Below are 26,078 nucleotides of genomic sequence, written 5' to 3' on the forward strand. Positions count from 1 at the left end.
ATTTATACCTCCAAGAAATATGTATCTGGATGTTCAGCATCGAAGATCTCGTTAGCCCACATCAAAGTGACCATATCTTCTTCACCTAAATTTTCAATATTGTGTGTATAACCTACAGGTATATCTATGATTTCCAATTTATCCGAAGACACTACATATTCAATAATTTGTTTGCTATCAGGTAATCGAAAGCGAATGATACCTTTCCCAGCTACGACTAAAAATTTTTCATTTTTAGTATGATGCCAATGATTTCCTTTAACTATACCTGGCTTAGAAACATTAACAGAAATTTGTCCTCGATCTGACGTTTTAAATATTTCTGTAAATGAACCTCTGTCATCTTTATGCATATGCAATGGATAGCCGAATGCATTATCAGGTAAATAACTTAAATATGTGCTGTATAACGCCTTTTCAAAAGGATCTTCTAAATAAGGAAGCGACAATGTTTCTCTCATTTTTTTGAAACGTCGTAATAACTGTTCAATTTGACCTAACGTTTTACGATGTACATTGGGTACAATTGCAAATTCTGCTTGCTTCGTTGGATGGCCATTAATCGCTCTTATTAATTCACGAATAACATCATCAATATAATTCAATTTAAGTTCTTTAGTTGAATCAGTGACATGGATAGGTTTATTTCGAGCAATGTTATAACAAAATGTCGCAACCACTGAGTTATAATTAGGCTTACACCACTTACCAAATAAATTTGGCAACCTGTATATAATAACTTCATTTCCATGGACTTGTTTAAATTGTTGTAGTAACAATTCTGCTTGTAATTTACTTCTTCCATAATGATTATCTAATTCTGCTTGTATTGACGATGTAAATATAATTGATGGTCTTTTTTTATTTTTACTAACGATTTGTAACCAGTCTGAAAGTTGATTCACATTACATTTATTAAATATATCTTGTCTCTGTGTATCACTTATATCTTTTGTGGAATTAAAGCGATTCAAAGCAGCTAAATGAAGGATAATATCAGCATTTAATAGATATTGTTCTACTAATTTGGAGTTAGTTTCACGAGATATTTCATAGACTTGATATTGACTATAATTTCTCAATTCAATACAAAGGTTTCGTCCTATAAATCCTTTCGCACCAGTTACTACAATATTCATTCTTAATGTTCCTTCCCTGCAGTTGTTATTGAGTCTGATATACTTTTAATTCATTTCTTACATACTCTAAAGTTAATAATTTTTCTTTAATTTCTGCTACATTTAGTCTTTGTGTATTATTAGAATTATATTCATAAATCGTTTTGTCATGATGTTGTCCTTCATCAAAGTACTTATCATAATTTAGGTTACGTGCGTCTACAGGTATTCTGAAATATTCTCCTAAATCCTCGCAGCGTGCATATTCTTCTTTAGTTAACAAAGTTTCTGCCTCTTTTTCTCCATGCCTTGTACCTATAATTTGGATATCATTATTTGCCTCAAACAATTCTAATAAAGCTTGTGCTAAGTCTTGAATTGTACAACTAGGTGATTTTTGAACCATAATATCCCCATTTTCAGCATGTTTAAAAGCATAAATAACAAGTTCAACAGCTTCGTCCAAGCTCATTAAAAATCGAGTCATTAAGGGATTCGTAATTGGTAACGGCTCTCCTGCTTTAATTTTTTCAATAAATAAAGGAATAACGGAGCCACGTGAAGCCATGACGTTACCATATCTTGTTCCACATATAACAGTTGCTAACGGGTCTACCTTTCTCGATTGAGCGACAAATGTTTTCTCCATTAATGCTTTAGACATGCCCATAGCATTAATCGGATATGCCGCCTTATCTGTAGATAAACAAATAACCTTTTTTATTTTGTGATGTATAGCACTTTGTAACATATTGGCAGTACCTAAAATGTTTGTCTTCACCGCTTCTAATGGAAAGAATTCACATGAAGGAACTTGCTTTAATGCTGCTGCATGAAAGACAAAATCAACGCCGCTCATAGCTAAATCAATACTGGATAAATCACGTACATCTCCAATATAGAATTTTAATTTTTCACTTTTGTATTGTTTTCTTAAATCATCTTGTTTCTTTTCATCTCTTGAAAATATTCTAATTTCTTTAATACCGGTGTTAAGCAACCTTTGAAGAACAGCGTTTCCAAAAGATCCAGTACCACCCGTGATTAGTATCACTTTATCTTTAAACATAATAAAAAATCTCCTATTTATAAGAATATTCTGACTAATAATCTTAAAATGACTTCCACCATTATCCATTCACAGATCCATAGATTCATTTGACTACGAAATAATAACATTTAGTATTTTGAATGTTATTATTCAGAGGTGATACACAACCATTTCTTTTATTAAAACCATTTTAAAAATCGTTTAATTGTTTCCGGTTTACATGGTCTATCTGAATATATCACTTCGTTATTTACAATTGCTTTAGCATTTTGAATCATTTCTTCTATTTCATTACGATATGATGATAGCTTTCGCTCATTAAATAATCCATTTAATGCGAAGGGGCGTTGTTCTATAGAATGTGCATCCGAAGCAATAAAGTGAGCTAGATGACAGTCAATTAAACGTATAGATAACCTTTGAATATTTTTACCAAATTGACCTAATAACGAATCTGCTGTCAATTGACTCAACGCACCATTGCAAATTAACTCGTATAAGATACATGGATTTTTAGCAATCATTTTATTCCTTTCAGGATGAGCTATGATAGGTATGTAACCTCTGGTTTGTAATTCAAAAAATAAACGTTTGGTAAAATGAGGAACTTCTCCAAAAGGGAATTCAATTAATAAATATCGAGATCTATTTAATCCTTGAATACTCCCCTCTTCAATACCCTGTATAATTTCATCTGTTATTCTTATTTCCTGACCTGGATAAAACTCAATCCCTAATGATTTAATTTCAGTTAATTGTTTTAATTCCGCTAATTTAAGTGACGTTTGTTGAAAGCTATTTTGATATTTAGGATGTAAATGATGTGGCGTAGCGATGATGCAAGTAATTCCTTCTTGTTTTGCTTGTTTGAGCAATTGGATCATTGCTTCTTTTGATTGTGGGCCATCATCCATATTAACCAATATATGGTTATGAATATCAATCATGATTTGTCATCTCCGTAGTAAGCATAATATTTAGAGTTCTTCTCTTGAGGTGCTTTATTTAATACGATACCAATAATTTTTGAGCCACTTTTTTCAAGTAATTGTTTACCTTTCTTAACTTCTTCTTTATTATTTGATTCAACGTTAACGACATATACTGCATGTTGCGTATAGTTAGAAAATAATTGTGCATCTGTGACTACATTTACGGGTGGCGTATCAATAATGACAAAATTATATTTTTCCGAAATATGATCAAACATATTTTTAAACTATCTTGAGGTAATGAGTTCTGAAGGATTTGGCGGAATAGGTCCTGACGTAAGTACATCCAATCCTTCAATGTGAGTAGATTGAATCGCACTTTCATAATCTGACCATTTAAGTAATAAACTAGACAATCCTTCATTATTAGGCAACTTAAAAAGATAGTGCTGTGTCGGTTTACGCATATCACCGTCAATAAGTATCGTTTTATAACCAGCTTGGGCAAATGAAATTGCAAGATTAGCAGATGTGGTTGATTTACCAGACCCTGGTCCATCTGACGTAACTACAACACTCTTAATAGGATCATCCGCACTTGCAAATAAAATATTTGAGCGAATACCTCTAAATTTTTCACTAATAGGAGATTTCGGTTGTTCATTAACAATTAATTTGGGATATTTTCTTCTTACATTTGACATTGTACTTCCTCTTATACTTTAAATTTTTGTATGACACCTAAAACTGGTAACTGCAATTCATCTAAAACATCTTGTTCAGTTTTAATGCGTCTATCTAAAATATGTTTTAAATAAATGATAAGCAATGTTAAACCTAAAGCCGCAAGACCAGTAAGAAGCATATTATTAGTTATATTCGGTGCTACTTTATTCTCAGTATCGCTCGCTTTAGATAATACAGATACATTATCTACATCCATAATATCGGGCACTTCTTTAGCAAAAACTTTTGCAACTTTATTTGCTATCTTCGCCGATACCTTGGCATTTTCTGTCACTATAGAAACATTAATAATTTGAGAATTCGATTGATTCGTCACTTTTACAAATGAACTTAATTCCTTAACATCGTATTTATAGTCTAGTTCTTTTGAAACTCTCTCAAGTATCCTTGGACTTTTAATTATTTCTGCATATGTATTAACTGACTGCAAACTATTTTGCACATTATTTGGGTTTACGACATTGTTCTCAATTTGTTTCTGATTAACTAAGATCTGTGTCGAAGCCGCGTATTTCGGGGTTACGAATAATGATGTAAAAATTGCACTTAAAATCATAAAGATAACAGGGATGGTGATAAGTTTTTTAATATTTTTACGTAATACTTTGAAAATGCGACTTAAGTCTACCTTTCCTTCCATCATAGGCCTCCTCAATTAGACGTACTATCATTGCTGTGTTGAAGCGCTATTTCGACTATTTGTTCTATTTATAAAATTGTGCCAACGCTCACTATTATAAAATTAATTTTATAATAAATATATCGAATTTTATTATATCATGTTTTTTGAGCGATATATATTCAAAAAATGTATTATTAGGTCTCTTTTTTTCGAATAATTCGTATCATTTTCTCTAAGCCATAAAATATGTGAATCAATTTATACTCAGTTCTATCTTATATAAATAAAACACCTACTCGATACAACTTCGAGTAGGTGATCTCACTTAATTATGAAATTGTATATGTTTTTTCTCATAAAAATGGTTCACTGTATTGAGTAAAATACCTAAAATAATGATGCTTCCTGAAATAAACGTAATCGTCAAATAAGGTAAACCTATAGATAGTAAAATTGATCCTAATATAGCTCCAATAAAATTAGCAACGTTAAATATAGATGCAGCTAATGTACTCGCAAGTAATGGTGCTTCTTGAGCACTTAAAATAATTTTACTATTAAGCAATGGCGTTGTTCCAAATGTACCAAAACCAAATAAGAAGCAGATTAAAAATGCTAATATCGCATAATGCACGAATGTTACAAATAAAATGATTGTGATAAATAGCAATAAGAAAGTATAGAATAAATATTTAGTTAATGCATGTTCTGGTACACTTCCTGTGACTAAATTGCCTATTACCCCACCGAGACCAAATAAAAATAAACATATTGTTAAGCCGACGATTTTGAATGGTGCAAACTCATGTATCATTGGTTCCATAAATGTATATGTTGTAAATACACCTGAGTAACCAAAGACAATGATTGCTATAATGATTAAGATGTGAGGGTTTTTGAATACTGTTAATTCTTTAGAAATATTTACTTCTGAACTTAATGATACATGTGGCGTGAATTTCATCATGCCTAGCATTGTTATGATAGCTAACATAATCATAATGCCAAAAACAACTCTCCAATTTGCTAATCCACCTAAAAATGATCCAAATGGTACGCCTATCATTACTGCTATAGTCAATCCAGCTTGCACTAAGGCAATGGCTTGTGGTTTTTTAGCAGGTGGTGCAACTGCTGCTGCTACACTCATACAAACACCAAAGAAAGGTGCATGCATTGCAGCAGACAGTACTCTAGATAATAATAATATATAAAAATTAGGTGCTAACATTCCTATTACATTACTAATAACAAATATCGCTACGAGAAGAGGTAATAGTCGATGTGCATGTACTTTCATAGTAGAAATTCGCATGAAAGGACCTATTACTGCAACACTAATGGCATAAACACTTACTAATAAGCCTGCACTTGAAATAGATACACGCATATCATTGGATATTTGAGTTAATAATCCTGTTACGACATACTCAGCCATTCCTACAGTAAATGTACCTAACATAAATATGAAAAACATCATTTTATTTTCTCTCATCACTGCTTCCCCCTTTAATCGTTTCGTTAAAAAATCAACATGCGTGATATATTACAAAAAAATTGGAGGTACGTGAAGAGGGAAATTAATATTTTTTAAATACTCCAAGCGAGTTCTCATAAGCTTTCATTTTATTTTCATTATATTAAAATTAAGACAATTTTTAATTAAGCATTCTAAAGCATTATCTTTAAAAAATCATAATTCTTCTCTCTGAATTACTTTGCATTATAATGTATATTTTTTAAAATTGACGATTATGTGACACTAAGTAATTTTTTACTACATACTAAATAAGCAGGATTATTCATTTAATATACAGTATTATGTATAAACGTTATAATATAAGAAAATATATTAGGAACTATTATATAGGAGGTATAACATTGGGAAACCAACGTAAAGATCAAGATGAAAAAGTAATTGATCAAGAAGATAAGAAGTATAAGCAATCGTTTTGGGCAGATGTATTGAGCTTTATCCCCGAAATAATGAGTGGTATTGCCCGTGTTATTCGTTCTTTATTTTAGAAAGATATTTTTATCATCTTTAATTTTAATAATTTAATCTAAAATTTATTTGTGAAAGTGAGGTTTATAATAATGGCAACAAAGCATAAAAGAAGTAAAAGAGAGAATTTGAAGGATATTATTTATGAATTCTTCTTTCAATCAATACCAGAGATTTTCGGAGGAATTTCACGTATAATAAGAAACCTCATTTAGAAAAAATTAAAATGGATACTTTGAAATTTACTTATTTTTTACAAAAACTTAATTTTTTTCATCATTTGTCTTTACAAACCGTTTAAATTATTATATACTAGTCTCTGTTATTGATTTGGAGGGATACTCAAGTCTGGCTTAAGAGGCCAATCATTTATGATTGGTAGGAGCTTTTAGCTCGCGTTGGTTCAAATCCTTCTCCCTCCGCTACTTATATTAAAGCAAGTTCTTCTATTGGAGAACTTGCTTTTTTTTATTGCCTAATTAATTAACAAGGAGTATCGAATAAATCGATACTCCTTATTTGGTATATTTAAATTTATTTATGAGGATGGAATGTTTTTTGTGGTGCATAAATTGTAACACCATATTTATCTGCAATTCTTTGTGTTTCTTTATTAACTAGTTGATTATATTCTTTTGCTGAAACTTCACTTGCTTTAGGTAATCTACTTTCTAATTCTTGATATTGTTTTTCAGTCATACCTTTAGGAGCAATACCACCATATGGGCGTTCACCTTGTTTTGTTTGTTGTGTATGTTCTACTTTGTTAGTATCTTGCTTTTGAACTGAGCTTGCATCCGCCACACTAGATACACCTGCCATAGCAATTGTTCCAGCCAATACAGATCCTGCTAACTTTGTCATCTTTTTCATTGTTAAAATCTCCTTCCAAAGTGAATAATTAACTACATACTCATCATATCAATTTTTTTAATTTTAAATCATTTATTTTTATAATTTTTACATAAATTTAACTTTTATATTTTACTATAGTCACTATTAATTTTTAAATATAAAAGAGCACCTAACAAATATATTAAATTTTGTTAGGCGCCCATTAAGACTTTTTATTTAAATAATTCTTTTAACACTTTGAATAATGAACCGATTAATTGGAAGAAGTCTCCAGACATATCGCATTCTCCTTTCTTTATTTTCTATATAATTACTTATTTAAGCATGTGCCTTTTCCTCTGATGTTAGTTTTTCACTTTCTACTAAATCAGCTGCTAAGCCATGCCAGAATTGTTGTAATTCTTCTCTAGTTCTCACTGTATCAGAGCTATCTTGTCCGACAAAGTCAACGTGGTCCCAATCGTGTCTTGTTGGTGTTACTTGCCAAATGCCCTTTTGATTTTTATCTGTAGCATTTGTATATTTTTGATTAAATGGGTGTTGTGAAGAAATAACTGATACAAGGCCATCATTTTCACGCCATTCTTTTTCAGTTGCTTTACCAATTACGTTACCAGTTAAAGTAAACGGCAAGAACATATTTAAATCTGCTTTTTGTCTACCAAACAATCCTTTATGAGTTGCTTCACCTGTATATGTTTTATAGACAATGTTTGGATTTAATGATGTTTTACGGTTTAAATCTGTAGCACCATCTCTAGTTAAATCGTATAACCCGCTATCTTGTGATTTCCATAGTTTAGAATTTTTAACACGTTTGACATAGTCAATGTATGATTCGTTAGGTTTTTGTTTTAATCCCCATTGAGATAGTCCGAAATCCACTCTTGAATCTTTATTACCAAATGCTTTACCTATATCATAAACCACTTGTCTTACAACCGCTTCATTTCCGATTAAATCAGATGCATGTGTACCATTATGTGGCGTTCCTAACGTTGTAATTGAAGATACCATGTTATCATTATTACCTTTATACAATGGAGAGATGTTACCGCCATGTTTTTTCTGATAATCAATTTCTTCTTGATTACCATTTCTTAGTAGTTCTTCAAGTTGACGAATCGTTTGACCACCCATACTATGTCCAACTAAATGAACTTTTTGACCAGGTTGCCAATCTTTATAAACACCTTCGTACGTTTTACCATAGCGGTCATGACCATATTTCGCAGCGTGAGCAGCACCGTAGTCTACACGACCACCTTTAATATAATAGTAAAGTTCTACTGCTCTATCATAGTTACTACCAAAAGCACTGATACTTGCTTCGTATGATTTATAACCATTTTCTTCTAAGTCTTGGCGAATATTCATTTTATCGCCACCCCAATAGTGTGAAAGTACTGCTGGGTTAATATCATCTGTAAAACCATTGAATCCATGTACTAGAATAATTGGATCATGGTTTTTATATTGATCTTGTTTAGCTTTCTTGTTTGTTTGATCTTTATTAGCAACCGTGTCATTATTTTTAGATTTATTGTTTAAGGTTGCTACTGAATTTGATTTTAAAGCTTTCAAACCATCTTTTTCTTCTTTATCTTTTTTACTTGGATTATCTTTTGATAGTGTAGTAGTACCATTTTCTAATTCATCTAAAGAAATAGCTTGTTTCTTTTGTTTTGTTGATTTAGAGGCATCTGTTTGATTTAATCCTTTATTATCTTTCGAAGCAGTTTGTTGAGCAGTTACTTTATTTTGTGGCTGTGTTGTTTTACCTACTCCACTGAATTCTGGATCTACTTGCTTCTCTTTGTCGGCCTTGTTGTATTCTGGATCCACTTGCTTCTCTTTATCTGCTTTGTTGTATTCTGGGTCTACTTCTTTATCTTTGTCGGCTTTGTTATATTCTGGGTCGACTTGCTTCTCTTTATCTGCTTTGTTGTATTCTGGATCTACTTCTTTATCTTTGTCGGCTTTGTTGTATTCTGGGTCGACTTCTTTATCTTTGTCGGCTTTGTTGTATTCCGGATCTACTTGCTTCTCTTTATCTGCTTTGTTGTATTCCGGATCCACTTGCTTCTCTTTATCTGCTTTGTTGTATTCCGGGTCGACTTGCTTCTCTTTGTCGGCTTTGTTATATTCTGGGTCGACTTCTTTGTCTACGCTTTGTTCATTTGTGTTATTATTTTTTAACTCAACAGATGATTCATTATGTAAGTTTGATTTTGCTTCTTCATTTTTATTATTATTCTGTACTTCAACGTTATCATTATTATTTTTTGATTCACTAAATTGATTTAATTGTTCATCTTTAACATCATTCCCATGTTGTTCCCCAATAGATTGTGCTTGTTTAGCTTCAGAATCTAGATTTCCCTGATCTTGATTTTCAGCTGCTTGTGCAGAACCGCCACCGATAAATAATAAGGCTGCAATTAAAATCGATGATGTTCCTACGCTAAATTTACGAATACTATATTTATTTTCTCTATTTTTCATATTCAGCACCTCTATTTTATTTTTAATTTTCAAATCAATTCTATGTGACTAAATAAATAAATTAATGATTGCACGTGGTAAAAATTCAAATAGTTTAGTAAACCAAGCTTTCATAATGACCATCCTTTCTCATTTAATAGTAAGCGCTTTCAAAAGCATTAAAATAAAAAATCCTTTTTACATTAAAACCAACACTTACTTTAACTGGTTATTTATTAAAATGTTACGAATTTTTGTACAAAAAGTCAATCATCAATTCCAATTTTATATAATTTTTATTTTTTACCTAGATATATTTTATATATTAATAGTTAATCTTAAAATACAAACATTAAACGAGTTGGATATCAATTTTAGGGTAAAGTCGACTAAGAGGTGAAGGCATATGTCAGATATTAAAGTCATTGGCGCCAAACAAAATAATTTAAAGAATATTGATGTTACTATTCCTAAACATCAACTTACAGTTTTTACAGGGAGGTCTGGCTCCGGTAAGTCTTCTTTAGTATTTAATACACTAGCAGCTGAATCTGAGCGTTTACTCAATGAGACCTATTCAAGTTATATACAACATCAATTGAGTCAATTTTCAAAACCTGATGTTGATCAAATTCAAAACTTACCTGTTTCAATGATTATTAATCAAAAACGATTAGGAGGAAATTCTCGTTCCACAGTTGGGACGATTTCTGATATTTATGCATCAGTGCGTTTATTATGGTCACGTATAGGAGAACCATTTGTAGGTTATTCTGATGTCTTTTCTTTTAACAATACAAAAGGTATGTGCGAAACTTGTTCAGGATTAGGTTATGTAGAGGATATTGATTTAAATGAATTAATTGATTTTGATAAGTCTTTAAATGAAGATGCTATCAATTTTCCATCTTTCCGACCTGATAGTTGGAGAGGGAAACGTTATTTATATACTGGATTGTTTGATAACGATAAAAAGTTAAAAGATTATACTAAGGAAGAATTAGATACATTTTTATATACTGAACCAACAAAACTTAAAAATCCTCCTTCTAATTGGCCCAGAACCGCAAAATTTGAAGGTTTAATTCATAGGTTCAGACGCTCATTTTTACTAAATGATAATTTTGAGAAAAAGAGATTTGCTAAAGATATAGAACGTGTTGTTCATAAACATGCATGCCCAGATTGTCATGGTAAACGTCTCAATGATAAAGTACTAAGTTGTAAAATTAATGGTATGAATATTGCTGATTTTACTGATTTACAAATTGATGATGCGTTAGACTTTTTACATAAGATTCATTCTACTAAAGCACAAGTAATTATCGAACCGTTAAAAAAACAGCTTGAATCACTTAGTTATGTAGGTCTCAATTATCTAACTTTATCTCGTGAAACCACGTCATTATCTGGTGGTGAATCGCAACGTATCAAACTTATTCGTCATCTCAACAGTCCATTGAGCGATTTAGTTTATATTATTGATGAACCAAGTGTTGGACTGCATCCTGAAGATATTCAACGAATTAATGATTTAATTCAATCTTTAAAAGATAAGGGGAATACTGTACTCGTTGTAGAACATGACCCTGATGTCATTAAAACTGCCGACCATGTTATCGATATTGGGCCATTAGCCGGTAAAGATGGCGGACAAATTACTTTTGAAGGTAGTTACCAAGACTTACTTAAATCTAGTACAAGTACTGGACAAGCGTTGCATCGCTCTCATGATTTAAAAGAACATATTAGAGTGTCATCTGATATGTTAGATATTAAGGATATTTCTAAAAATAATTTACAACATATTACGACTCAATTACCTAAATATGCGATGACTGTTGTTACAGGCGTAGCTGGTTCTGGTAAAAGTTCTTTAATTACAACAGCATTTGAAAAAGATGAGCAAGCTATATTTATCGATCAAAAGCCTGCTCATGCTTCAAACCGTTCGAATCTACTAACTTATTTAAATATCTTTGATGATGTAAGAGCATTCTTTAGTAAGCAAACTGGCTTAAAGAAAAGTATGTTTAGTTATAATTCAGAAGGTGCATGCCCAGAGTGTCATGGTAAAGGAGTTATTAAAACTGAATTAGCATTTATGCCCGATTTTTCTCAAACATGTGAAATGTGCGGTGGTACAAGATATCGTCCCGAGGTGCTTGAAGCTAAAGTAAATGGCTATTCTATTGCAGATATTTTATCTTTAACAGTTCAAGAAGCTATTGAGAAATTTAAAGATGACAATCATATTGTGCAACCTTTACAAGCCCTAGCCAATACTGGATTGTATTATATGACACTTCGACAGTCCCTTGATACATTGTCTGGTGGTGAAATTCAACGTGTTAAATTAAGTAAATATTTAACAGAAACTGTACATGATGCGATATTTATTTTTGATGAGCCCACTACTGGACTTCATGAAGATGACCTGCCCATTTTAATTGAATGCTTTAACCATTTAATTGAAGAAGGTAATACCGTTATTTTAATTGAACATAATTTAACAATGATGACTCAAGCGGATTGGTTTATAGATATTGGCCCTTATGCTGGCGATAAAGGCGGACAATTACTATATAGCGGTGAGCCAAAAGGATTATTAGATATAGATCAATCCGTAACTGCCAAACATTTGAAAAGATATATTCAATCCTAGTTAGGATATCAATATAACAACCAGTACAATAGTGATATATACACCCTTGTACTAGGTTGTTATTGTTTTTAATAAGTAATTAGTATACAAACTTCAAACTTACTTATCTTTAAAAAAAGACTTTGTCAGTCATATTAATAATATATTCTTATTCATAATTTCTTATAGTCTCTTACTTTTATACTAAGTTAAAGTCTTATCCTCTATTTTTTACAAATTTTTAAATTTATAAATATTTGCTCATAAATGTTAAATTTTCCTCACTGTTTATCTCTATCCATGTTATGCTTAAATTGTTTGGAATTAAATGCATATTTATTTATAATAATTCATCAATATAGAATTTGGGTAGGAGGAGATTTTATGAAAGCAGAACAAATAAAAAAAGAAAAGCATACATCTTCACCTAAGAGAAAGTTCAAGTTGAAAATGCCTGGTGCCTTTGCAATTTTATTCATTTTAACCATTTTAGCTGTATTAGCAACTTGGATGATTCCAGCAGGTTCTTATTCAAAATTATCTTATGAAGATCACTCATTAAAGGTCGAAAATCCTCAAGGTAAAGTTGAAACACATAAAGCAACACAACAGGAATTAGACAAAATGGGTGTCAAAATTGATATTAATCAGTTCACTTCAGGTGCGATTAATAAGCCTGTTTCTATTCCAAATACTTATGAACGTTTAGATCAACATCCTGCTAAATTAACTGACATTACAAGTAGCATGGTTAACGGAACAATTGAAGCTGCTGATATTATGGTCTTTATACTTATACTAGGTGGTTTAATTGGTGTTGTTCAAGCGAGTGGTGCTTTTGAATCCGGACTTCTCGCGTTGACTCAAAAGACAAAAGGGAGAGAAATTCTTTTAATCTTCTTTGTTTCTATATTAATGGTACTTGGTGGAACACTATGTGGTATAGAAGAAGAAGCTGTAGCCTTCTACCCTATTCTTGTCCCTATATTTATCGCAATGGGATATGATTCTATTGTTTGTGTAGGAGCTATCTTTTTGGCGAGTTCTATGGGATCAACATTCTCAACAATCAATCCATTTTCAGTGGTTATCGCTTCTAATGCAGCTGGTACAACTTTTGCTGAAGGATTGTACTGGCGTGTTGCCGGTTGTATTATCGGAGCCATGTTTGTTATAGGTTACCTCTATTGGTACTGTAAAAAGATTAAAAAGAACCCTGAGGCCTCATATAGTTATGAAGATAAAGATACATTTAATCAACAATGGTCTGTCATGGAGCATGATACTCAGCAACAAACATTTACTACACGTAAGAAATTAATTTTATTACTATTTGTCATACCCTTCCCTGTGATGGTTTGGGGCGTCATGTCTCAAGGTTGGTGGTTCCCAACTATGGCTTCAGCATTTCTAATATTTACCATTATTATTATGTTCTTAGCTGCGACAGGTCCAAAAGGATTGGGAGAACAAGGTGTTGTAGATGAATTTGTTAAAGGGGCATCAAGTTTAGTAGGTGTCTCACTTATTATAGGGTTAGCACGTGGTATCAATTTAGTATTAAATAACGGAAGAATATCAGATACGATTTTACATTTTTCTTCATCACTTGTTGAAAATATTCAAGGTCCATTATTTGTTATCGCATTACTATTTATCTTTTTCTTCCTAGGATTTATTATTCCATCATCATCTGGACTAGCTGTATTAGCGATGCCTATTTTTGCACCATTAGCCGATACGGTGGGTATTCCTAGATATACGATTGTTACGGCGTATCAATTTGGTCAATATGCAATGTTATTCTTAGCCCCAACCGGTTTAGTCATGGCTACATTACAAATGCTTAACATGCGTTATTCTCATTGGTTCCGTTTCGTTTGGCCAGTGGTTGTCTTTGTACTTGTGTTCGGTGGTGGCATGTTAGTAACTCAAGTTTTATTACATTAACTCTATTTATTAATTTCACGTGTTAACCACTCAACAATTTCCCGGAAAATATTTTTATTATATGATGACTCATTAAATATTTCATGTTGAAGGCCGTCATAAATGTGTATTGATTTATGTTTAGAACCAATTTCATTATACAATTCTAGTGAATCTTGATAACTTACTAATCCATCATCTTTGCCATGCAAGATCAATATCGGTTCAGTAAAATATGCTGCATTTTCTTTCAATATCTTAACACCATCTAATAAAGTATAAATTAAACCCATTGATATATCTTCAGCAATTAAATCATCCGTCTCATATATTTGAACTACTTCTTCATCAGAACATAAGCCTTCTCCTAATTCATTAGGTATATACATATCATAAGGGTGATTACTATCAAGGTCTCCAAACAAATTTAAATGATTCCTCGTTAACGCTCCAGAAGTAATAATACCATCAACAAGCCCAGGATGCTTCGTTCCATATAGAGTAACTGCATAACCACCCATACTATGACCAATCAAATAAATGTTACCTGGACAATTTTCCATCACACATTGTACGGTTGCATCCAAATCTTCAATAATTTCATTTTCATTATTATAATATACAGGTTTTCCTTCTGAACGACCATGCCCTCGTTGATCATAACGAATAACATTAAATTGATTATCGTTCAAAAAAGCCGCCAACTCATCATATCTATCAAGATACTCTGCTAAACCATGTACTATAATGACATTAGCTTTTGAGTTATTAACCGTGTTAATTTTACCGTACAAATTTGTACCATCTGCTGGTTATATATTTTATAAAATTCATGGTCATCGACCCCTTTATATTATTAATACCCCTTTTTCGAACAATCATAACTCATCACTTAATTTCGTTCGGAATGTAAACTTCTGTTTCACTATCAGGAGGATAATAATATCCGTTAGGAATCGTTTGTAATTCAATTAAACTGCCCCATGGTGTTTTGATATAAACTGTTTGATTATCGTTCGTATCTTCATAACGTGTATTTAAATGTGGTTCTGAAATTGGCTCGCCACCAGCAGATTTAACTTGTTCTACAGCATGCTCAAAGTCATCTACATAAAAAGATATGTGCGTATAGCCAATATCTTGCAATGTCTCTGCTTGACGTTGTGTCGCATCTTTAAACTCAAATAGTTCAATATTAGGCCCATTTCCAAATACCATCATTCTTTTTTTAATAATTTTGGCACCTTGTTGTAGTCCTAAGACACGTTCAACAAATTCTCCTTCTCTAGGGTTGTCGTATTTTGTTTGGCTATCATAAGCAATTTTTCCATCTAAACCTTCTTTAAAAAACTGTGTTGCTTCTTCAATATCAGGAACAGTAAGTCCAATATGATTAATACCTCTTGAAATTGTCATATTTAAACACCTCTTTACTTTTATTTTTCCCGTATTTTAATTTTTCTACTTTTTTATTCTTATCATTTGACACTTTTTGTTAATAAATATACTTTTAAAGTAGAAAAAACCTAAAACTTTTAGATATTTAAGCATTAAAAAGTTTGCTTTTCTAAAAATAGTGTAGTATATTATTTATATCAAGTACAAATGATATATTAAAAAGAAAACGGAGGAGTTAATTATGACTCAATTTACATTCGATAGCGTACACAGTTCTTTAGAATTCCAAATCAAACACTTAATGGTATCAAAAGTTAAAGGAACATTTGATCAATTTGACGTAAATGTTGAAGGCGACATTAACGACTTAAGTTCTTTAAAAGCAACAGTAACAATCGATCCAAAATCAATCAATACTGCTAATGAAGATCGCGACAATCACTTAAAATCAGGAGATTTCTTCGGTACTGACGAATTCGACAAAATCACTTTCGTAACTAAAGAAATCAGCGAAAACAGTGTTGTTGGTGACTTAACTATTAAAGGTGAAACTCATGAAGAAAAATTCGACGTTGAATTCAATGGCGTAAGTAAAAACCCTATGAACGGCGAACAAGTTACTGGTTTCATCGTAACTGGTAAAATTAACAGAGAACAATACGGCATCAACTTCAACCAAGCATTAGAAACTGGTGGCGTAATGTTAGGTAAAGACGTTAAATTCGAAGCTTCAGCAGAATTCAGCGTACAAGACTAATTTAAATATATTTTTTTAAAACGTCTGGGTATAAACCTAGACGTTTTTTTATTTTATAACTAAAAAGGTTTGCACACTTAAATTAGTATACAAACCTTAATACTTATTTTTCTTAATTATCTACCTTTGGCTTTTTAACAAATAATGAACAAATTAAACCAATGAATGCTAAGACTACTAAATACCAGAATGCTTTTTCTGCTCCATGTGCTATTAATATTGTTTCTGATATTTTTTCATGAGTTTCTGAAAAATGTTTCATTGCAATAGTATATATTGTAATAGCAATTGTGGTACCAGCTGAACCAGCCACTTGTATTAATGTAGTAATCGTTGCAGAACCATCCGGGTATAATTCTTTTGGTAACTGATTTAGTGCATTTGTTTGAGCAGGCATCATAATCATTGTTATTCCTATAAACATTAACATGAAATTACAGATAATCACCCAAACTGGTGTATGCGCTGATATGGTAAAAGCGAAGATTAACATAGAAATAAATAAAATAACAAAACCAAATATACCAAATATTTTCGCCCCAAATTTATCAAATAATTGACCTATTATAGGGGACAAAATTAAATTCATAATATTGCCTGGTAATAAGATAAGGCCTGCCATAATAGCGCTAAACATTAACGATCCCTTGATATATATCGGTAGAATAATACCTGATCCTAGAATACATAATATAACAAGAAAAACCATAAGAGCCCCTAAATTAAACATGCCATATTTAAATACTCTTAAATTTAACATTGGAGATTTAAGTGTAAATTGACGTCTAACAAAGACTATTAATGCAAGAATACCAATCAACAACGGTCCCCAAACAACTATATTCATGAATGGTTGTTCTGTCATCATATTTAATCCAAAAATTATTCCAGAAAATCCAATTGTCGATAAAATAATAGATAATATATCAATTTTCGGTTTCGTAATTTCTGAAACATTCTCTACTTTATTGATAGCTATAATTAAAATAACGACATATAATACTGCACTAATCCAAAAAATATAGTGCCAACTAAGAGATGAAATGATGATACCAGCAATAGTTGGTCCTAAAGCTGGTCCTGCAGTCATTACAAGTCCCATAATCCCCATAACTACCCCTCTTTTTTCAATGGGGAATATAAGCATTAACACTGTAACCATTAACGGCAGAATAATTCCAGTACCTAACGCTTGGACAATACGACCTAATAGTAAAAAGGAAAATGCAGGTGCTATTGCAGCAATTACAACCCCTGTGAGAGATAATATAATACCTGATGTTATCAATTTTTTTGTGCTAAACCATTTAGTTAAATAGACAGATACGGGTACCATACATGCCATCGTTAATAAATATCCTGTAGTCAACCATTGGGCTAAAACAGCACTAACATGGTAATCGCTCATTACATTTGTTAATGCCATGTTTAATGCTGTTTCACTAAACATTCCCATAAATCCACCTATCATTAATACAAAAGCAAACATTTTGGGACTTTTTACTTTTACTTGAGTCGTCATTCTATACCTCTTCCCTTATAACATTCTTTTTTTCAAAGCATTAGCACTAACTTTAGCAAATGCGCCTTATTTTTGTCAACTTAGTTGACAAAAACAAGACGTAAAATAACTGTTGAACTACAATCTGTGTAAATTCAACAGTTTAATTAACAAAAGATATATTCAGTTATTTTTAAACTCCTTTAAGTTCCAATCTTCACTTAAAAGTTTCTTTAAGGTTTTCATATTTTCAGTACCAAGTTGTTTTTCAATATGCGATTCTAATTGTTGATTAATTTTTAAATACTGTTCATAACATTTTTCTCCATATTTAGTGAGCTGTACACTTTTCTCTTTTTTATTACCTTCTACATCTTTTATAACAGCTATTTCTTTATCTTGTAATTTATTTACAACTTTATGAATGGCTTGACGTGATAAATTCACTGATTGATTTAATTCTACAAAACTTAATTGCTTTTTATAAATTCTAAAAATAACGTACCACTCAGAACTTGATAATTTTCTATCTGGTATTTCTTGGTTCGTTAAGTCTTCAACTATCCCTCTTAAATGGCTATGGCGTTCACTCATTAAATCTACAAAATCCAATTTTTCATAGTCTTCATACATATTTTTCACCCGTTAACTTAATCTATTTTCTTATTGAAATTGATAACTGTCATGGCCTTTTGCGAATCCATTAACTGTATACAACATAGAACCGCCACCCATTTCTATATCATTCGCACATATGATTAATTGATTTGTACCAGGGATAAATTGAGGGTGTGTAGAACGTAACATATGACCTTCATCTCGACCTGGCATTAATATTTGTCCAATCGGATAGCCTTTTTTATTAAATACTAATACTCTACCTTGCCCATACATTGCTACATATAAATTATCATCACTATCTATACAACATGAGTCTGGTCCTTCATGACCTGTGAAATAATATGGAATCGTCGCGCCAAATGGTGCAATCGTCACTCCATCTTCTTCTAAGTCTATTCGATGTAGACGATTAGTAGTTGTTTCAGTTACCCAAAGAGTGCGCTCGTCAGTACTTAAAGCAATACCATTAGCAACACTAATATTTTGTATCACAGGTGTTACATGTTGAAAATCTGGTGATACGTAATATACACCGCCTTGAGGATTAGTTGAATACCCTCTAAAATCTGTAAAATAAAATCCACCTTTACTATCAAACACCATATCATCAATACAATATTCAGTAGTTAATTCAGCAATAATTTCTTCAAACTGTTCCCCTTTTTCAGTAGTAGCAAATATTCCGCCAGTTGATTTGAAATCACCTAAATAACAAATAAACAAGCGACCATCTTTATGAATTTTAATTGCTGCTGGATTGTCTTTTTCTGATTGGAATGGACGTGTTACTTCTTTAGATTCGGGATTTACTTTAAAAATATTACCTTTAAAAACATCTAGTAAAAATAATTGACCATCACGATCAAACTGTAGTCCTTCAAGTTGTAGTCCTTTATCGGAAATTTCTACCCATGGTTCAGCCGTAATTGTTTGAAGTTCACTTTCAGAAACAATCGGTGCGACACTTGCTGATTTTCCTTCATATTTTAATGTTGATAATCCATTTTGTTCCATATCCATACCCCTTCTTTCTTTAATATTAATCACTCCTATTTTATCTGAAATTATTTTTAAAGTCATTGAATGGCTAACTCATTTTAAAATTTAATATATAAAATAATACATAATCATTTTTAATTTATAAGCTGAGATATTGAATCATTTGCTAATTTTGGTACAATATTATAATGGTATAAAAAAATGCACAGACATTAACGAAACAAATGATAAATAATCATATATGATGTAGAAATAATTAGATTAATATTTAGAGGAGAATAAGAATGGATTATAGAGTACTTTTATATTATAAATATACAACTATTGATGACCCCGAAACTTTTGCAGCTGAACATTTAGAGTTTTGTAAAAACAATAACTTAAAAGGTCGTATTTTAGTATCTACAGAAGGTATTAACGGTACATTATCAGGTACAAAAGAAGATACTGATAAATATATGGAACATATGCATGCAGACGAACGTTTTAAAGATATGACATTCAAAGTTGATGAAGCTGAAGGTCATGCTTTCAAAAAAATGCACGTACGTCCTAGAAAAGAAATCGTTGCACTTGATTTAGAAGACGATGTAGATCCACGTGAAACAACTGGTAAATATTACTCACCTAAAGAATTTAAAGAAGCACTTGAAGATGAAAATACAGTCATCTTAGATGCTAGAAATGACTATGAATTTGATTTAGGACACTTCCGTGGTGCAGTACGTCCAGATATTACACGTTTCAGAGACTTACCAGATTGGATTCGTGAAAACAAAGATCAATTAGATGGTAAAAACATCGTGACATATTGTACTGGTGGTATTCGTTGCGAAAAATTCTCTGGTTGGTTAGTTAAAGAAGGCTTTGAAAACGTAGGTCAATTACATGGCGGTATCGCTACTTACGGTAAAGATCCTGAAACTAAAGGCCAATATTGGGATGGCAAAATGTACGTTTTCGATGAACGTATTAGTGTAGATGTTAACCAAGTTGAAAAAACGGTTGTCGGTAAAGAACATTTTGATGGCACACCTTGTGAACGTTACATTAATTGTGCAAATCCAGAATGTAATAAACAAATTCTTGTTTCAGAAGAAAACGAAGAAAAATATTTAGACGCTTGTTCATATGATTGCGCTAAACATGAACGTAACCGTTATGTAGCAACTCATGACATTAGTGATGAAGAATGGAATCGTCGTTTAGAAAACTTTAAAGACGTACCAGAACACGCTCACGCATAAATAATTATTGATTGGACCCATTTAAAAAAATGTGGTCCTTTTTTATTTTGCAAGTTCATTGAATTAAATGTTTATCAAGAATATAATTGATAATAGTTATCAATTAAAAGATGTGGAGGTTTGCTTAATGTGTACTGGTTTTACGTTTCAGTCTTATCAAAATGAGACTATTTTAGGTCGAACAATGGATTATGATTGGCCTTTAACAGGTCATCCAGCAATACTGCCTCGTCATTATACTTGGGAGTCTCGCGCTGATTATCAAGGTACTACTTTATATGGTTTTGTCGGCACAGGAAGTGACATGGAAGGCTTTATGTTTGGTGATGGCATGAATGAACATGGTCTTGCTATTTCTACACAATACGACAGAGATTATTGCACCTACGCTTCAGAAATACTAGACGATTATATTAATATTTCTCAAAATGATGTATTAATTTGGGTACTTGGATATCATCAAACGATTGAAGAACTCATTCAACATACAAGCAAAGTTAATGTCGTCGCCGTAACACTTAATGATATTAATGACGTCCCACCGCTTCATTATCATGTATCCGACGCAACTGGACGTTCTGCAGAAATCACTTTTGAAGACAGACGTATGGTAGTTCGTGATAATCCAATTGGCGTATTAACGAATCATCCAGACTTAAATTGGCATTATGAGAATCTCAAACAATATATTAATATCACACCTTATCAACCACAATCTCAATTAACCAATGGAGCTACATTACAACCTTTAGGAGCAGAAAGCGGTACACACGGCTTACCTGGTGGTTATACATCAACTGAAAGATTTGTCCGTGCTGCTTATTTAACACGTCATCTTAAACCATCACCAAACGATAATCCTATCTTAGATGCTTTTAGAATTTTAGACACAGTGAGCATTCCAAAAGGAGCTGTGCGTCCTATAGGCAGTGACTTTTACTATACGCTATATCAAACTGTATTTAATTTAAGTACTAAAACGATGTACGTCAAATACTATCAATCTAATCAAATTTTAGAATTACAGCTCAATGAAGATCTTTTAAATCAACATGATTTAATTATTTATGAACCCATACAAGGCATTTCAACAACGTCTTTAAATTAATATATAGCATATATAAAGGCAGTACTGATACGTTTTAATTTGTATCAATACTGCCTAATTTAATATTATTTGTTATTATGCTTTTACATTTTTTGGAATAAGTATGAACGCAGAAATAACACCTAATACCATCATAACTGCACCTGTTAAGAATGAAATCGATGCAGCAGTGGCAACTGGATAAAATTGCGAACAAACAGTAAAGATTGTGGTGTTAATTGCAACACCAAATGCCATACCAAGCGTTGCTCCCATTTTATATAAACCAGTGGCAAAACTTACTTTATCATCAGGCATATTAAATACTGCAACAGTTAGACCAGGTGTAGCAACTAAGCCGTTACCAATGGCACATATCACAAACGCTACCACTACTACTCCAACATACCAATGTGGCACAAAGAACGTCATACTAATTAAAATGATTCCTAATGTTGGGAATAGTGGACCGGCAATTAACATACTTTTACCACCGAAACGTTTAATCGCAAGCTCACCGAAACGAATCATCAGTATCGCCATAATTGTATAAGGTACGATGACTAATCCCGTTTGTGCTTCGTTTAAGCCAAGTTGTTGTTGAGCATAGCTGTTAAATACAACTGTTGTACCTGTACCAGTATTAACAACAAAGTTATTAATCGTTGCTCCTAAAAATGATTTATTTTTTATAATTGAAAAGTCAATAAACGGTACTGTCTTTTTCTTTTCATAAAAATAAAATATTAATAATGCAATGACAATAATAACGACAAGTGTGATTGTGAATTTCCCAATGCCGTATGTATATCCTTGAGTCATTAGAATCATCAATGCCGCGATAAATATGCCAAACAACACCATACCAACATAATCAAATGGTTGATGATTACGTTCTTCTCGAGGTGCTTCTTGTTTATTTCGTAATATTATTAAAGCAATGATTGATAACACGATAGAAACTATAAATATAGATTGCCAGCCTAAGTGACCAGATAACCATCCACCCACATATGATGTAAGTCCTATACCACCTACCGTTGCAATCATTAAATAGCTATATGCTTTACGTAATTGTTGTCCTTTAAAATGATCTGTAACTAACCCTATCGTCGACGGTAATAAAATCGCCGCTGATAAACCTTGAAATGCACGTCCAATAATTAAAAACGCAGTAATATGCGTACTAATCAGACTTAAACAACCAATAATACTAAATAATAGGCCTAATTTCGTCATTCTTAAGTTTCCTATTTTATCGGCAACATCCCCTGCACAAACCATAAATATACCAGTTACAAAGCCTACTAGACTGATAGATAAGTTTTTAGTTGCATCCGTTGTATCAAATGTTTGTTGCACACTAGAACCTATATTGATAAACGATTGTGCGAACATCCAATATGTTAACACTGCAAAGCACGCAGCTAATACGAGACTGCCATCAAATTTATTTACCTTGATAGACACATTTGTCACTCCTTATATTTTAAATGAGAATTATTATCAATTAAGACATAAGTTATTATAGCATGCTTCACTCTCATTAAACATATCTTTTTTATCATTTTTAAAGGTATAAATAACTTGATTACGATATTTATACCTTTTCATCTCATCATGTAAGATTATTCATCATAGTTTTGTTCTAATTTGCGAAGCTCATCGCGAGTTTGTTTTTTTAATCCTTCTCCATAATCCATCATTTTCACTATATCTTTGAATGCAGCATGTGGTATCGCTAATGCATCGAATTCTTCCGGTTGTACGTGTAAATTGATTTGTTCAGGGTGACCTTCTTTTAACTTACTAACAAAATCTGGCTCAGTCACAAATGGTGATGACATACCTACCATATCTGCATTTTGTAATGCGTCTAAAGCTGTTTCAACGGAATTAATACCACCACTAGCAATCATAGGAATTCTACCATTTAAATGTTCATAGACAACTTGATTCACACGTCGTCCAAAGTTCTCGCCAGGTGTACGTGTCGTATTTTGATATATATGACGTCCCCAACTTGCGATAGCTAAATATTGTATATCAGCAACTTCCATTACCCAGTCTAGATGTTGATTAAATTCATCTACCGTGTAGCCTAAGTCACTACCGCGTGTTTCTTCAGGTGTAGCACGATAACCTAATATAAAACCTTCAGGCGCTTCTTCATCTATTACTTGTTGCACAGCTGACATCACTTCTAAACAAAATCGTGTACGGTTTTCCAGTGAATCTACACCATATTTATCATGACGTTGATTGGAAAAGGTAGAAAGGAATGTTTGTAGTAACAATCGTTGTGCTATAGAAATTTCAACACCATCAAAGCCCGCTTGAATAGCTCTTGAAGTCGCATCTGCATATTGTTGAATGACCTCTTGAATTTTTTCTTGTGACATTTCTAATACTTCATGTTTGATGGGTGAATGTAATGTCATAGGGCTTGGACCATATACTTGTCCGTAATTAAGAATAGCTTGATTCGAAAAACGTCCTGCATGAGCTAACTGTATAATTGCTTTGTTGCCTTCTCGTTTCATTGCTTGAGCAACTTTTTTCAAACCTGGAATACACGCATCATCCTGAATGTTAAATCCATATTCAAATAGTTGACCATAAGGTTCGATGTACGCAGCACCCGTCACTTGTAATGCTGCTGAATGTGCACGTCTTTCAGCATATCGTAAGTCTTCATCGGTGATATGTCCTTCTTTCGTTGATGAATTAGTTGTCATCGGTGATAAAACAAATCGATTGTTAAGTTGTAAACCATTAGGTAATTGAATAGGTTGTAACAATGCTGAGTAATCTTCCATGTCGTATCCTCTTCTTTCGTTCACATTTATTAAACTCAACGTATCACTAACATGCCCAATAATCAATTTAAGAAATTGTGTCACCCATTAATATGATTTTTATATTTTAACTATGGCGCTTTTAGTACGAATATACTTTAACAATTATTTTTTATTTTTTAATCCAAAAATTTAACAAATTAGGGCAATGACAGTTACAATAAGGATGGGTATATAAAACGGAAGTAAGATGGAGATGAGTCTTTGGTGGAACTAAGTATTCTTGATTATGCAATGATTGATGAAGGAAAAAATGCACAACAAGCTTTAGATGATACAGTCCGATTAGCTAAACTGGCTGATAAATTAAATTACAAACGTTTTTGGATTACAGAACATCACAATGTGCCTGCCTTTGCATGTAGTAGTCCAGAACTATTAATCATGCAATTGTTAGGACAAACATCACATATTAAGTTAGGGTCTGGTGGCGTAATGCTTCCACACTATAGTCCTTATAAAGTGGCCGAAAACTTTCGTATGTTAGAAAATTTTTATCCTAATCGTGTCGACTTAGGTATTGGTAATAATGTGGGGACGCCTATAGTCAAACGTGCTATGGATGAAGATAAAGCTGATTATCTAGATTATCAACAAAGCATTATCGATATCAGACAATATATAACGGATCAAACAGCGGAACAGCGTTTTCCATCTATTGTTGCACAACCACAAATTACACATCATTCAGATATGTGGTTACTAGCTATGAGTCAACGTTCAGCTAAGATGGCAGCAGAACAAGGTATGGGCTTTGTCTTAGGTACATTTTTATTACCTAACGAAGCTGCTATTCAATCAAGTAAGTTAAGTATTCAAACGTACCATAATCACTTTCAAACAACATCATTACAAATGGAACCAAGAGTCATCATCACTGTTTTCACTATCGTTACTGATACAGAAGAACAAGCTTACAACTTACAACAAGCTTTAGATGTCTGGTTATTAGGAAAGGAAAACTTTTCAGAGTTCGATAAATTCCCTTCTCCTGAAACAGCAGCAGCATATCAATTATCCGACCGTGACCGAACACGAATACAAGATACACATGCTTCGATATTAGCTGGTACAATTGATACTGTTAAACCAAAACTAGATAAAATGGTTGAAGATTTTAATGCAGATGAAGTGTTAATTGTTCCACTTTTACCAGGTATTGATAATCGTTGCCGTACTATCGAATTACTAGCACAAGCATATTTATAAATATTGAAAGGAAG

20 protein-coding genes, 1 tRNA gene and 2 pseudogenes are annotated in these 26,078 nt (G+C 32.3%); 8 read left to right on the forward strand and 15 right to left on the reverse strand.

Going from position 1 to position 26,078, the window contains the following annotated elements:
• Positions 1 to 2 precede the first annotated feature (2 nt).
• The 6 genes and pseudogenes from LFT63_RS08335 to LFT63_RS08360 form a co-directional block, all read right to left on the reverse strand.
• Complete coding sequence (locus LFT63_RS08335; RefSeq protein WP_340768689.1) at positions 3 to 1,139, reverse strand: polysaccharide biosynthesis C-terminal domain-containing protein; 1,137 nt, start codon at positions 1,137 to 1,139, stop codon at positions 3 to 5.
• A gap of 25 nt (positions 1,140 to 1,164) precedes the next feature.
• Positions 1,165 to 2,187, reverse strand: coding sequence for an SDR family NAD(P)-dependent oxidoreductase (locus tag LFT63_RS08340; protein ID WP_108017151.1), 1,023 nt, complete (start codon positions 2,185 to 2,187; stop codon positions 1,165 to 1,167).
• 161 nt (positions 2,188 to 2,348) lie between these two features.
• Positions 2,349 to 3,116 carry a tyrosine-protein phosphatase gene (locus tag LFT63_RS08345; protein ID WP_029055890.1) on the reverse strand — a complete coding sequence of 256 codons (768 nt, stop codon included), beginning with the start codon at positions 3,114 to 3,116 and terminating at the stop codon, positions 2,349 to 2,351.
• Positions 3,113 to 3,805: pseudogene (locus LFT63_RS08350) on the reverse strand (polysaccharide biosynthesis tyrosine autokinase). Before LFT63_RS08350 ends, LFT63_RS08345 begins: the two are co-directional and overlap by 4 nt.
• A gap of 11 nt (positions 3,806 to 3,816) precedes the next feature.
• Positions 3,817 to 4,488 carry a Wzz/FepE/Etk N-terminal domain-containing protein gene (locus LFT63_RS08355; protein WP_017637274.1) on the reverse strand — a complete coding sequence of 224 codons (672 nt, stop codon included), beginning with the start codon at positions 4,486 to 4,488 and terminating at the stop codon, positions 3,817 to 3,819.
• 307 nt (positions 4,489 to 4,795) lie between these two features.
• Positions 4,796 to 5,965, reverse strand: coding sequence for an MFS transporter (locus LFT63_RS08360; RefSeq protein WP_029055889.1), 1,170 nt, complete (start codon positions 5,963 to 5,965; stop codon positions 4,796 to 4,798).
• Positions 5,966 to 6,351: 386 nt separating this feature from the next.
• Here LFT63_RS08360 and LFT63_RS08365 point away from each other — a divergent pair, with 386 nt between their 5' ends.
• Both LFT63_RS08365 and LFT63_RS08370 read left to right on the forward strand, forming a co-directional pair.
• On the forward strand, positions 6,352 to 6,495 hold the full coding sequence (locus tag LFT63_RS08365; RefSeq protein WP_017637276.1) for a hypothetical protein: 144 nt from the start codon (positions 6,352 to 6,354) through the stop codon (positions 6,493 to 6,495).
• 312 nt (positions 6,496 to 6,807) lie between these two features.
• Positions 6,808 to 6,897: transfer RNA gene (locus LFT63_RS08370), tRNA-Ile, on the forward strand.
• A gap of 112 nt (positions 6,898 to 7,009) precedes the next feature.
• Here LFT63_RS08370 and LFT63_RS08375 read toward each other — a convergent pair.
• Positions 7,010 to 7,348, reverse strand: a complete 339-nt coding sequence (locus LFT63_RS08375; RefSeq protein ID WP_029055888.1) for a cell surface protein — start codon at positions 7,346 to 7,348, stop codon at positions 7,010 to 7,012.
• Positions 7,349 to 7,648: 300 nt separating this feature from the next.
• On the reverse strand, positions 7,649 to 9,835 hold the full coding sequence (gene lip / locus LFT63_RS08380) for a YSIRK-targeted triacylglycerol lipase (protein WP_123186381.1): 2,187 nt from the start codon (positions 9,833 to 9,835) through the stop codon (positions 7,649 to 7,651).
• A 385-nt stretch (positions 9,836 to 10,220) separates the two neighbouring features.
• Between lip and LFT63_RS08385 the strand changes: the two genes are divergently transcribed.
• Entirely contained in the window at positions 10,221 to 12,479 is a 2,259-nt protein-coding gene (locus tag LFT63_RS08385) for an excinuclease ABC subunit UvrA (protein WP_340768691.1), read from the forward strand.
• A gap of 363 nt (positions 12,480 to 12,842) precedes the next feature.
• Positions 12,843 to 14,408 (forward strand): YfcC family protein, encoded by a 1,566-nt coding sequence (locus tag LFT63_RS08390; RefSeq protein WP_445684204.1) that lies wholly within the window; start codon positions 12,843 to 12,845, stop codon positions 14,406 to 14,408.
• Positions 14,409 to 14,410: 2 nt separating this feature from the next.
• On the opposite strand, the pseudogene LFT63_RS08395 reads toward LFT63_RS08390, so the two are convergent.
• Positions 14,411 to 15,221: pseudogene (locus LFT63_RS08395) on the reverse strand (alpha/beta hydrolase).
• Positions 15,222 to 15,275: 54 nt separating this feature from the next.
• Positions 15,276 to 15,803 (reverse strand): VOC family protein, encoded by a 528-nt coding sequence (locus LFT63_RS08400; protein WP_340768693.1) that lies wholly within the window; start codon positions 15,801 to 15,803, stop codon positions 15,276 to 15,278.
• 223 nt (positions 15,804 to 16,026) lie between these two features.
• Between LFT63_RS08400 and LFT63_RS08405 the strand changes: the two genes are divergently transcribed.
• The gene (locus tag LFT63_RS08405) at positions 16,027 to 16,542 is read left to right on the forward strand and encodes a YceI family protein (protein ID WP_017637283.1); all 516 of its coding nucleotides are present in this window, start codon (positions 16,027 to 16,029) and stop codon (positions 16,540 to 16,542) included.
• Positions 16,543 to 16,654: 112 nt separating this feature from the next.
• On the opposite strand, the gene LFT63_RS08410 is transcribed toward LFT63_RS08405, so the two are convergent.
• The 3 genes from LFT63_RS08410 to LFT63_RS08420 all read right to left on the reverse strand — a co-directional run bounded on the left by LFT63_RS08410 (position 16,655) and on the right by LFT63_RS08420 (position 19,678).
• Complete coding sequence (locus LFT63_RS08410; RefSeq protein ID WP_340768694.1) at positions 16,655 to 18,064, reverse strand: DHA2 family efflux MFS transporter permease subunit; 1,410 nt, start codon at positions 18,062 to 18,064, stop codon at positions 16,655 to 16,657.
• A 162-nt stretch (positions 18,065 to 18,226) separates the two neighbouring features.
• On the reverse strand, positions 18,227 to 18,676 hold the full coding sequence (locus LFT63_RS08415; protein WP_029056206.1) for a MarR family winged helix-turn-helix transcriptional regulator: 450 nt from the start codon (positions 18,674 to 18,676) through the stop codon (positions 18,227 to 18,229).
• A 30-nt stretch (positions 18,677 to 18,706) separates the two neighbouring features.
• A complete protein-coding gene (locus LFT63_RS08420; protein ID WP_340769025.1) occupies positions 18,707 to 19,678 on the reverse strand; it encodes an SMP-30/gluconolactonase/LRE family protein in 972 nt (323 codons plus the stop codon).
• Between the two features lie 269 nt (positions 19,679 to 19,947).
• Here LFT63_RS08420 and trhO point away from each other — a divergent pair, with 269 nt between their 5' ends.
• Both trhO and LFT63_RS08430 read left to right on the forward strand, forming a co-directional pair.
• Positions 19,948 to 20,910, forward strand: coding sequence for an oxygen-dependent tRNA uridine(34) hydroxylase TrhO (trhO, locus tag LFT63_RS08425; protein ID WP_340768697.1), 963 nt, complete (start codon positions 19,948 to 19,950; stop codon positions 20,908 to 20,910).
• Positions 20,911 to 21,037: 127 nt separating this feature from the next.
• On the forward strand, positions 21,038 to 22,018 hold the full coding sequence (locus tag LFT63_RS08430; protein WP_340768699.1) for a choloylglycine hydrolase family protein: 981 nt from the start codon (positions 21,038 to 21,040) through the stop codon (positions 22,016 to 22,018).
• A 75-nt stretch (positions 22,019 to 22,093) separates the two neighbouring features.
• Here LFT63_RS08430 and LFT63_RS08435 read toward each other — a convergent pair whose 3' ends face one another.
• Positions 22,094 to 23,467, reverse strand: a complete 1,374-nt coding sequence (locus LFT63_RS08435) for an MFS transporter (protein ID WP_029056210.1) — start codon at positions 23,465 to 23,467, stop codon at positions 22,094 to 22,096.
• A 158-nt stretch (positions 23,468 to 23,625) separates the two neighbouring features.
• Positions 23,626 to 24,816, reverse strand: coding sequence for an NADH-dependent flavin oxidoreductase (locus tag LFT63_RS08440; RefSeq protein ID WP_108000445.1), 1,191 nt, complete (start codon positions 24,814 to 24,816; stop codon positions 23,626 to 23,628).
• 243 nt (positions 24,817 to 25,059) lie between these two features.
• Here LFT63_RS08440 and LFT63_RS08445 point away from each other — a divergent pair, with 243 nt between their 5' ends.
• Complete coding sequence (locus LFT63_RS08445; protein ID WP_029056212.1) at positions 25,060 to 26,064, forward strand: LLM class flavin-dependent oxidoreductase; 1,005 nt, start codon at positions 25,060 to 25,062, stop codon at positions 26,062 to 26,064.
• Positions 26,065 to 26,078: the final 14 nt, after the last annotated feature.

Source organism: Staphylococcus sp. FSL H8-0121, assembly GCF_038008425.1.
GTDB lineage: Bacteria > Bacillota > Bacilli > Staphylococcales > Staphylococcaceae > Staphylococcus > Staphylococcus pasteuri.

Excerpts from the sequence above, each read along its gene's own strand:
- LFT63_RS08440 (WP_108000445.1), bottom strand. The coding sequence starts at position 24,816 with ATGGAAGATTACTCAGCATTGTTACAACCTATTCAATTACCTAATGGT.
- LFT63_RS08375 (WP_029055888.1), bottom strand. The coding sequence starts at position 7,348 with ATGAAAAAGATGACAAAGTTAGCAGGATCTGTATTGGCTGGAACAATT.
- LFT63_RS08410 (WP_340768694.1), bottom strand. The coding sequence starts at position 18,064 with ATGACGACTCAAGTAAAAGTAAAAAGTCCCAAAATGTTTGCTTTTGTA.
- LFT63_RS08345 (WP_029055890.1), bottom strand. The coding sequence starts at position 3,116 with ATGATTGATATTCATAACCATATATTGGTTAATATGGATGATGGCCCA.
- LFT63_RS08340 (WP_108017151.1), bottom strand. The coding sequence starts at position 2,187 with ATGTTTAAAGATAAAGTGATACTAATCACGGGTGGTACTGGATCTTTT.
- LFT63_RS08335 (WP_340768689.1), bottom strand. The coding sequence starts at position 1,139 with ATGAATATTGTAGTAACTGGTGCGAAAGGATTTATAGGACGAAACCTT.
- lip (WP_123186381.1), bottom strand. The coding sequence starts at position 9,835 with ATGAAAAATAGAGAAAATAAATATAGTATTCGTAAATTTAGCGTAGGA.
- LFT63_RS08360 (WP_029055889.1), bottom strand. The coding sequence starts at position 5,965 with ATGAGAGAAAATAAAATGATGTTTTTCATATTTATGTTAGGTACATTT.
- LFT63_RS08355 (WP_017637274.1), bottom strand. The coding sequence starts at position 4,488 with ATGGAAGGAAAGGTAGACTTAAGTCGCATTTTCAAAGTATTACGTAAA.
- LFT63_RS08400 (WP_340768693.1), bottom strand. The coding sequence starts at position 15,803 with ATGACAATTTCAAGAGGTATTAATCATATTGGACTTACTGTTCCTGAT.
- LFT63_RS08430 (WP_340768699.1), top strand. The coding sequence starts at position 21,038 with ATGTGTACTGGTTTTACGTTTCAGTCTTATCAAAATGAGACTATTTTA.
- LFT63_RS08385 (WP_340768691.1), top strand. The coding sequence starts at position 10,221 with ATGTCAGATATTAAAGTCATTGGCGCCAAACAAAATAATTTAAAGAAT.
- LFT63_RS08390 (WP_445684204.1), top strand. The coding sequence starts at position 12,843 with ATGAAAGCAGAACAAATAAAAAAAGAAAAGCATACATCTTCACCTAAG.
- LFT63_RS08420 (WP_340769025.1), bottom strand. The coding sequence starts at position 19,678 with ATGGAACAAAATGGATTATCAACATTAAAATATGAAGGAAAATCAGCA.
- trhO (WP_340768697.1), top strand. The coding sequence starts at position 19,948 with ATGGATTATAGAGTACTTTTATATTATAAATATACAACTATTGATGAC.
- LFT63_RS08405 (WP_017637283.1), top strand. The coding sequence starts at position 16,027 with ATGACTCAATTTACATTCGATAGCGTACACAGTTCTTTAGAATTCCAA.
- LFT63_RS08415 (WP_029056206.1), bottom strand. The coding sequence starts at position 18,676 with ATGTATGAAGACTATGAAAAATTGGATTTTGTAGATTTAATGAGTGAA.